Source organism: Alphaproteobacteria bacterium (assembly GCA_030740435.1).
Lineage (GTDB): Bacteria > Pseudomonadota > Alphaproteobacteria > UBA2966 > UBA2966.
The window spans coordinates 1-8,166 of sequence record JASLXG010000166.1; the positions used below are offsets into that span (position 1 = coordinate 1).

At 63.5% G+C, this 8,166-nt stretch carries 8 protein-coding genes and 1 pseudogene; 3 read left to right on the plus strand and 6 right to left on the minus strand.

The window, feature by feature from the left end:
* Positions 1-145 precede the first annotated feature (145 nt).
* Both QGG75_16680 and QGG75_16685 read right to left on the minus strand, forming a co-directional pair.
* Positions 146-1,060 carry a DMT family transporter gene (locus QGG75_16680; protein ID MDP6068869.1) on the minus strand — a complete coding sequence of 305 codons (915 nt, stop codon included), beginning with the start codon at positions 1,058-1,060 and terminating at the stop codon, positions 146-148.
* Positions 1,057-1,341, minus strand: coding sequence for a hypothetical protein (locus tag QGG75_16685; protein ID MDP6068870.1), 285 nt, complete (start codon positions 1,339-1,341; stop codon positions 1,057-1,059). Before QGG75_16685 ends, QGG75_16680 begins: the two co-directional genes overlap by 4 nt.
* Positions 1,342-1,519: 178 nt before the next feature.
* Here QGG75_16685 and QGG75_16690 point away from each other — a divergent pair, with 178 nt between their 5' ends.
* The gene (locus QGG75_16690) at positions 1,520-2,647 is read left to right on the plus strand and encodes a CoA transferase (protein ID MDP6068871.1); all 1,128 of its coding nucleotides are present in this window, start codon (positions 1,520-1,522) and stop codon (positions 2,645-2,647) included.
* A 237-nt stretch (positions 2,648-2,884) separates the two neighbouring features.
* Positions 2,885-3,337, plus strand: a pseudogene (locus tag QGG75_16695) (DsrE family protein).
* A 115-nt stretch (positions 3,338-3,452) separates the two neighbouring features.
* On the opposite strand, the gene QGG75_16700 reads toward QGG75_16695, so the two are convergent.
* From QGG75_16700 to dctP, 4 genes are all read right to left on the minus strand, one after another.
* A complete protein-coding gene (locus QGG75_16700; protein MDP6068872.1) occupies positions 3,453-3,632 on the minus strand; it encodes a hypothetical protein in 180 nt (59 codons plus the stop codon).
* 124 nt (positions 3,633-3,756) lie between these two features.
* Entirely contained in the window at positions 3,757-5,064 is a 1,308-nt protein-coding gene (locus QGG75_16705) for a TRAP transporter large permease (GenBank protein ID MDP6068873.1), read from the minus strand.
* A 12-nt stretch (positions 5,065-5,076) separates the two neighbouring features.
* A complete protein-coding gene (locus QGG75_16710) occupies positions 5,077-5,667 on the minus strand; it encodes a TRAP transporter small permease (protein ID MDP6068874.1) in 591 nt (196 codons plus the stop codon).
* Positions 5,668-5,697: 30 nt separating this feature from the next.
* Positions 5,698-6,729, minus strand: coding sequence for a TRAP transporter substrate-binding protein DctP (gene dctP / locus QGG75_16715; protein ID MDP6068875.1), 1,032 nt, complete (start codon positions 6,727-6,729; stop codon positions 5,698-5,700).
* Between the two features lie 144 nt (positions 6,730-6,873).
* Here dctP and QGG75_16720 point away from each other — a divergent pair, with 144 nt between their 5' ends.
* Positions 6,874-8,019, plus strand: a complete 1,146-nt coding sequence (locus tag QGG75_16720; GenBank protein MDP6068876.1) for a uroporphyrinogen decarboxylase family protein — start codon at positions 6,874-6,876, stop codon at positions 8,017-8,019.
* Positions 8,020-8,166: the final 147 nt, after the last annotated feature.

Here is an 8,166-nt window from a genome sequence, read left to right on the forward strand (position 1 = left end):
GCTGACCTACCCCTCCTTTCCGATCGATAAATACAAGTATCGAAACAAAGGAGGCAGAACATGAGAGCATACGAATTTGGCGGCCATCGGGACGGGCTAACGTCACCCCCCGCGACGTGAACCGGCTCAAGCATCACGAAAAGGCTTACTCCGGGTTCGCGGCACCCGTGGCGCTCTTGGCCGCTTTCATCTCGCGCTGGGTGATGTAGATGGTGGCACTGAAGACGATGGCGGCGCCCAGCCAGACCCAGGGGTCGAGCACCTCGGCAAAGAGAATGATCCCGGCCACCGCGGCCGCCGGCATGCGCAGGAAGTCGAAGGGCATGACCAGCGAGGTCTCGGCGATATTGAGGGCGCGGGTCAGGCTGTAGATGTAGGTGTTGGCCAGCAGCGCCAGCGCCACCATCCAGGGCAGCAGATCGAGGCTGGGCCACTCCCAGTGCCAAAGCGCCGGCAGCAGGGCGAAGGGCACCGAGAAGAGCGTCAGGTAGAAGACCGTGGCGGCCGAGCTTTCGCTGCGCAGCAGCACCTTGCCGGTCACTACCACGCCGGCGCCCGTCAGCGCCGAGGCCAGCATCAGGATGGCGGCCGGACTGATGGCGGCCAGACCGGGCCGCACGATCACCAGCACGCCGACAAAGCCGACGGCCAGGGCCAGCCAGCGCCGTGGCCCCACGGCATCGCGCAGGAAGGCGGCCGCCAGCATGGTGGCAAAGAGCGGCGAGGTGAAGATCAGGGCCGTGGCCTCGGCCAGCGGGATCAGCTTGATGGCCACCACCAGCGTGCCGCCGCGCACCACCATCAGCAGCGCCCGCCAGAGATGCAGCCCCAGGCGCTCGGTCTTCAGGCCGCCGCGCGGCAGTAGCCAGGGCGCCATCAGCAGCAGCGGCAGGAAATAGCGCCAAAACAGCACGACATACTCGCTCAACTCAGCCGACAGCCGCTTCATCACGCCGATCATGGCGGCATAGCCGCAGGCCCCCAGGACCATCCAGAAGGCGACGCGTAGCGCCACAGGGAGGCGCCCCAGGCGCCCGAGCTGGCCCTCTCCGGCGCTCATGCCGCGTCCTCCGCCACGTCGTTGAGCCGGTGGCTGGCCGAGGAATCCAAGTCGAATCCGTAGATCTCCTTCAGTTTGGCGATCTTCCGGCGCTGCTCATCGTCGAACGGCAGGACCCCGTCGAAGGCGTGCAGGCAAATTCCTTCGATCAGGTCGCCCAGCGCCATGTCGTGGTATTCGGCCATGGCCTTCAGCACCTTCAGCAGGCGTTTCTCCAGCCGCATGCCGGTCTGTACCCGTTCCACGTCGATTCTCCGTTCCGTTTTCTTGCGCTTGTTCATGGCGCGGATGTACCATGGTACATTGGTAACGTCAAGTAGCGGCTTGATCTGTTGCCGCTATGGCCGTAGGTCTCGGGGCCGGGATAGCCCCACGGGGGCTCTTTGGTATTTTCGCTGGTTGAGCTTCGCGCTGTCGGGTGCTAGCCATGTAGCGGCAAAGAAACGAAAGGGCCACCGAGTGGCTGAGACGGCACCCCTCGAGGGAATCACCATCCTGGAGATCTGCTCCAACCTGGCCGGTCCCTTTGCCGGCAAGGTGCTGGTCGAACTCGGGGCCCAGGTGATCAAGGTCGAGCCCAGCGACGGGGGCGACGTGGCGCGCAATTGGGGCAAGGGGAAGCTGGGCGATACCTCGGCCGTCTTTCAGTCCTTCAACAAGGAAAAACGCTCGCTCAGCGCCAATCTGCGTGACCCCGCTCAGGTGGCGGCGCTGCTGGGCCTGATCGACGAGCGCATCGACGTGGTCTTCCAGAACCTGCGGCCCGGCCTGGTCGACAAGTACGGCCTGGGGCCGGAAGCCGTGCTGGCCCGCAAGCCCCAAGTCATCTATTGCAACCTGGGAGCCTACGGCGAGGGCCCGCTTTCCAGCCTGCCGGGCTACGATCCCCTGATCCAGGCCTTCACAGGCGTCGCCGCCACGACGGGCGAAACAGGTGGCCGGCCCTCTCGCGTCGGCGTGCCGGTGGTCGACATGGGCACCGGCATGTGGGCCGTGATCGGCATCCTGGCAGCCCTGATCCGGCGCGGTGTGACGGGCCGGGGCGGCCTCGTCGATGCCTCGCTTTTCGAGACCGGCTTGGCCTGGATGTCGATGGCTTTCGCCTTTTTCGAGGCCGACGGCGACGTGCCCGAGCGCCGGGGTTTACGCGGTCCCATCGTGGCGCCCAACGGCGAATTCGAGACCGCCGACGGCCTCTTGATGATCACCACCGCTTCCGAGAGCCAGTTCGTGCCGCTCTGCCAGGCCATCGGCATGACGGAACTTCTCGACGACCCCCGCTTCGCCACCGGCGCCTCGCGCTACGCCAACGACCAAGCCCTGATCAAGCTGATGAACCAGCGCCTCAGAACCCAGCCCCGGGCCCACTGGGCCGAGCGCCTCGACGCCGCCGGCGTGCCCAACGCGCCGCTGCAGGACCTGGCCCAGGCCGTGGCCCACGAGCAGACCGCGGCCTCCGGCATCCTGCAGACCAGCCCCGACGGCGGCTATCGCGTGGTCGGCCTGCCGCTCAAGTTCGACGGCGTCCGGCCCGCCTTCCAGCGCCCGGCTCCGGCGCTCGGCGAGGCCGACGAGGAGCTGCTTTGAAATGGCGACAGGCGGGTCCGCTGGCGGATCAAAAAGCGGTCGTTCGCTCAGCGCACCTCGAAACGAGGTGCGTGACCCCTTTTGAGTAGAGAATCATCATCGCCAAGCACATATTCGTTTTGTATATATCAAATTATTGAACACCAATATCAATGAGAGTATGATCTCGCGGTATTCCGGGTCATTTTGGTGTAGTCCGAACAACAGAAGTTAGAAACTCGATATGGGGAGGATCACATGCGCGTATTCAATATCCTTGTTGCGGCGTTGGCAGCGGTTGTTCTTCTGGCAAATGGCGCGAATGCCGGTGAGCGCTATGGGAAGTAGAAAGTCGTTTACCATATCAACTACGTCGGCGGCGACAAGGACAAGAAATACAGTGGCGCCATGCGCAACATTCAGAACCACATCAATGCGGTTGGCGCCGACAATATGGACATCAAGGTTGTCCTTCATGGCAACGGTTTGGGATTATTGATGAACGCCAAAACCAACGAAAAACTCCAAGGCGCGGTCGCTAGCCTAAAATCCCAGAACGTCGATTTTCAAGTCTGCGCCAACACCTTGAAGGGACGAAAAATCAGTTACGACAATGATCTGTTCAATGTCTTCAAAGAGGATATCGTACCGAGCGGGGTCGCGGAACTCACGCATCTACAGCAGATGGGATACACCTACATCAAACCGTAGGACGGTAACATATGCGAACCTATGAGGGCGGCGCCCCGGCAATGGGTGCCGCCCTCTTTCGAGGATCTTTATCTACTTTCAGAAGTCAACCGGACGATCAGGCGCCTGAGCGCTGTCAGCGAATCATGGTCTCGGGGATAAACATAATGATCTGGGGGAAGGCCAGCAGGATGGCGACGTTGACCAGGGCGACGCTGACGAACCAGCCGCAACCGCGGAACATGTCGCCCATCTTGACGTTGGGTGCCACGCCCTTGAGGACGTAGACGTTGAGGCCGGAAAAGGCTAACGCCATGGTGCAACCATTTTCTCACGGTCCAGATGATTCCCGGGCGACTCGCTGAGACAAGAGGCTTGGGTTGCCGGCTTTGACGACATCTCCTGGGTACCTTCCAAACGCCGGACGACACCTGTTGAGATCATCCGCCCAGTTTAAACATCGTCTCCGGAATGAACAGGATGATCTGGGGGAAAGCCAGCAGGATGGCGACGTTGACCAGGTCGACGCCGACGAACCAGCCGCAGCCCCGGAACATGTCGCCCATCTTGACGTCGGGGGCGACGCCCTTGAGGACGTAGACGTTGAGGCCGACGGGCGGCGTGATCAGGCCGATCTCGATCATGCGTACCACCAGCACGCCGAAGACGATGGGGTTGATGCCCATTTCCTTGATCGCCGGCAGGATGATGGGCACCGTCAGCAACAGCATGCCGATGCCGTCGAGGAACATGCCCAAGACCAAATAAAGCGCCAGGATGCCGATCAGGATCACCATGGGCGGCAGCTCGGCCCCCACGATGGTCTCGGCCAGGGCCGCCGGCATGCCGGTGAAACCCAGGAAATGGACGAAGATCAAAACCCCCGCGACGATGGCGAAGATCAGCGCGGTGGTCCGCGCCGTCTCCATCAGGGCGTGCTTGAACTTGCCGAAGTTGAGGCGCGGCAGAGCCAGCAGCAGCGCCCCGCCGGCACCCACGGCAGCGGCCTCGCTGGGCGTGGCAATGCCGATGTAGATCGAGCCCATGACCAGGATGACCAGCACGATCATGGCCCAGATGCCCTTTAATGATCCCCAGCGCTCGCGCCAGGTAATTCCCTTGATGGGGGGGCCCAGGGCGGGGTTGACCTTGAAGCGCAGCACCAGCATCACCGAATAGCTGAAGGCTTCCAAAAGCCCCGGCAGGAAGCCCGCGAGCAAGAGCGCGCCGATCGATTCCTCGGCGATGAATCCGTAGATCACCATCAACACCGAGGGCGGGATCATGGTCGCCATGGTGCCGCCGGCGGCGACGCAGCCGGTCGAGACCTTGTCGTCGTAGCCGTAGCGCTTGAGCTCGGGCAGCGCCACCCGGCCCATCACCGCCGCCGCCGCCGTCGAGGCGCCGCAGGCCGCGGCGAAGCCGGCCGAGCCGAAGATGGTGGCGATGGCCAGGCCGCCCGGCAGGTGTCCCAGCCACTGACGTGCCGCCCAGTAGAGGTCGCGGGTGATGCCGGCGTAGTAGGCGAAAAAGCCCATCAGGATGAAAAGCGGCAGCACCAGCAGCGTATAGGACGTCAGGTGGCCGTGCGGGATCATCGAGGCCAGCGTCGCCGCCGGGGTGTAGCCGCGCAGGATCCAGAGCCCGGCAAAACCGCAGAGCGCCGTGGCGAAGGCGATGCGCATGCCCGACATCAGCGCTACCGTCAGGGCCAGCAGGGCCAACAGTCCAAGGGTCACCGGTTCCATGATGCCAAGGCCCTAATCGGTTACGTGAAGTTCGTCGTCTCTGATCGGCTCGGGAAAGCGCTCGGGCATGACGATTTGCAAGGCCTGCAGGCACATGCGCAGCGCCAGCAACAGGTAACCCAACGGCACCGCCGCCGCCGAGGGCCAGACCGGCCAAAAGGGCGGCGACATGGTGACGTCGTCGTAATCCCAGGACTGGTAGGCGTACTTGGCGCCGAAATAGGCCAGCACGGCACAGGTCAGCATCGACAACACCAGAATCACCAGGTCGGTGCGCCGCCGGATCGCCGGCGGCAGGGCATCGATCACCAGCGTCATGCCGACGTGGCCATGCCGGGCCTGGGTATACGAGACGGCCAGGAAGACGATCATCGGCAGCAACAGCTCCGCCCCCTCGAGATGGCCAGGCTGCGGCGCGTTGAAGACGTAGCGCGCCACCACTTCGGCCAGCACGTAAAACAGCACGAAGAGGATGATCAGCGTCGAGACGCCGATCAGAAGGTTCTCCAAGGCGCGTTGAAACATCTCCGCCCTGGCCGCCACCAGGGCCAACAGCCCGGCGACGACCAGAGTGGAAACGATTACGGCGAGAAGTTCTCCCACCCCCCAGCCTGATTTGCGCTCAGGTCGGGGCTACTTCGAGTGCTTGGCGACGACGGATTGGACGTATTTCAACATTTCGCTGCCTGGACGGCCCTTGCCGTCCTGCGCGGCGGCCCATTCCTTCCAGATCTTGCCGGCGCCGGCGGCCAGCTTGGCGCGTTCGGACGGCGCCACCTTCACCACCTCCAGTTTGTCGTGGAAGATCGGGATCCATTTCTTGTCGGCCGTGGTGTACGACTTGATCATGGCCGCGATGGCCGCTTTCTGGGCCCCCGGCATGGCCGCCTTGACCGCTGCCGGAGTTGCCTTCCAGGCATCGAGGTTGACGGTCGCCAGGCACATGAAACCGCTCATGCCGAGCCCTTCGGTGACGTACTTCGAGACCTCATAGAGCTTGTAGGCACCGAAGGCGTAGGAATAGGGAAATCCGAAGCTGTCGATGGTGCCGCGGTCCAGCGCCTGGTAGCCATCGGGCGCGGTGACCATGGTGGGCACGGCGCCGAAGACCTGCAGCGCCTTGGCGTTGAGGCCCGAGATGCGCATCTTCACGCCCTTCATGTCGGCCACGGTCTCGATCCGCTTGTTGCCCATGAACTCATAGGCCGGCAGGAACGAGGGGCCGAAGAATTTCGAATTCCAGCGCTTGGCCAATTCGCCGACGATCTCCGGATGCTGCAGCACTTCCATTTCGACAGCCGCCCGCTGATGCAGATCACGCGGCAGCAAGAAGGGAAGTTCCATCACCGACAGCAAGGGGTACTTGCCGGGGTAGTAACCGACGCAGAGTTGCCCGGCCTCGAAGGAGCCGACCTTGATGTTCTCGGGGTTCTGCCGGCGCGGACCCAGCGCGTCGCCGTAGTTGATCTTGATCTCGAAGTCGCCGCCGCCGGCTTTTTCGAGCTCCGCCTTGATGGTTTCGATACCGGCCGTGAAGGCCCGTTTGCCGCCCCAGACGTTGTAGTTCCAGACCGTCTTCGCGACCGCCGTCGACGAAATGGCGGCCAGCGCGAAAGCCACGCCCAACGCCGTCGTTGCGATTACCTGCTTCGTGGATTTTGTCATCACCCACCCCCTGTCAAACTTGTTTGTTGGTTCATTGCCGCCAACCTAGCACGAAAGCGAAAGCAACGGGAATGCCAAGTTGCGGCCGAATTCGCCGCCACGCGGTGTATGCTGGCGGCACCGGGAAGACAAAAGGAAATCCCCATGACCTGGACACACCGCGAGCGCCTGCTGGCTGCGCTGGCCCATGAGCAACCCGACCGCGTGGCCATCGATTTCGCCAGCGCCGGGGCCACCGGGATCACAGCCGGCGCCTACGAGAGACTCAAGCGTCACTTGGGCGTCAGCGGCGAGGGCGAGGTCCACCGCCGTCTCGGCCGCACCGTGACGCCGGCCGAGGAAGTGCTGGAACGCTTCGACATCGACACCCGCGGCGCCAAGCCCGGCGCGCCGGCCGGCGGCCAGGCCCGCGAGGTCGACCGACACACCGTCATCGACGAGTTCGGCGTTACCTGGAAATGCTCGGCCGAGACCGACGACACGCCTTATCTGCACAAGGACGGCCCCTTTCATGATCCGGCCACCACCATCGACGACGTCGAGGCCTTCGCCTGGCCCGACCCCGACGATCCCGCCATCACCGCCGGCCTGGCCGATCGGGTGGCCGGGATCCGCGCCTCGGGCCGGGCCGTGGTGCTTTATCTCGCCGGCGGCGTGGTCCACCGCGGCTACGCCATGCGCGGCATGGAACGCTTCTTGAAGGACCTCTACAAAAACCGCGAACTTGCCCAGCGCATCATGCAGAAGCTTTGCGACACCTGGGTCGGCGTGGCTGAAAGCGCCCTGGCGGCGGCCGGCCCCGAGAACGTCGACGTGGTCTTCTTCGGCGAGGACCTGGGCACCCAGGACGGCTGCATGTTCGATCCCGAGGGCATCTACGAGCGCCTGATCAAGCCCCACCACCGGCGCATGGCCGAAACCGTGCTGGCCAATAGCAAGGCCAAGATCTGCTTCCACTGCTGCGGCTCGGCCTACCATTTCATCGATCATCTCATCGACATCGGCGTGACGGCGCTGAATCCGGTTCAGGTCTCGGCCGCCAACATGCAGCCCGAACGCCTGAAGGCCGAGTTCGGCGACCGCCTGGCCTTCTGGGGCGGCATCGATTCGCAAACCATCCTGCCCAACGCCAGCCCGGCCGAGGTGGCGGCCGAGACGCGGCGCATCATCGAGGTACTGGGCCGAGGCGGCGGCTACGTCCTCAACAGCGTGCACAACCTGCAGCCCGAGGTGCCGCCGGAGAACATCGTCGCCATGTTCGACGCCGGCCGCGAACACCGTTACGGGTAGGAATTCGATTCAACCACAGAGATGGGGTAATCGGCGCTGAGGGTGGCTACTCTCCGAGCTTTTGGAACGTGGTCTGGATGTTCCAGCCACAAGAAGCGTTAAGGAGAGCAGCCATGAAGTACTATGCCGGATTGGACGTTTCGTTGA

What these genes read in the sequence shown, in the direction of transcription:
- dctP (MDP6068875.1), bottom strand. Translation starts at nt 6,729, where the DNA reads ATGACAAAATCCACGAAGCAGGTAATCGCAACGACGGCGTTGGGCGTG.
- QGG75_16720 (MDP6068876.1), top strand. Translation starts at nt 6,874, where the DNA reads ATGACCTGGACACACCGCGAGCGCCTGCTGGCTGCGCTGGCCCATGAG.
- QGG75_16700 (MDP6068872.1), bottom strand. Translation starts at nt 3,632, where the DNA reads ATGGCGTTAGCCTTTTCCGGCCTCAACGTCTACGTCCTCAAGGGCGTG.
- QGG75_16705 (MDP6068873.1), bottom strand. Translation starts at nt 5,064, where the DNA reads ATGGAACCGGTGACCCTTGGACTGTTGGCCCTGCTGGCCCTGACGGTA.
- QGG75_16680 (MDP6068869.1), bottom strand. Translation starts at nt 1,060, where the DNA reads ATGAGCGCCGGAGAGGGCCAGCTCGGGCGCCTGGGGCGCCTCCCTGTG.
- QGG75_16685 (MDP6068870.1), bottom strand. Translation starts at nt 1,341, where the DNA reads ATGAACAAGCGCAAGAAAACGGAACGGAGAATCGACGTGGAACGGGTA.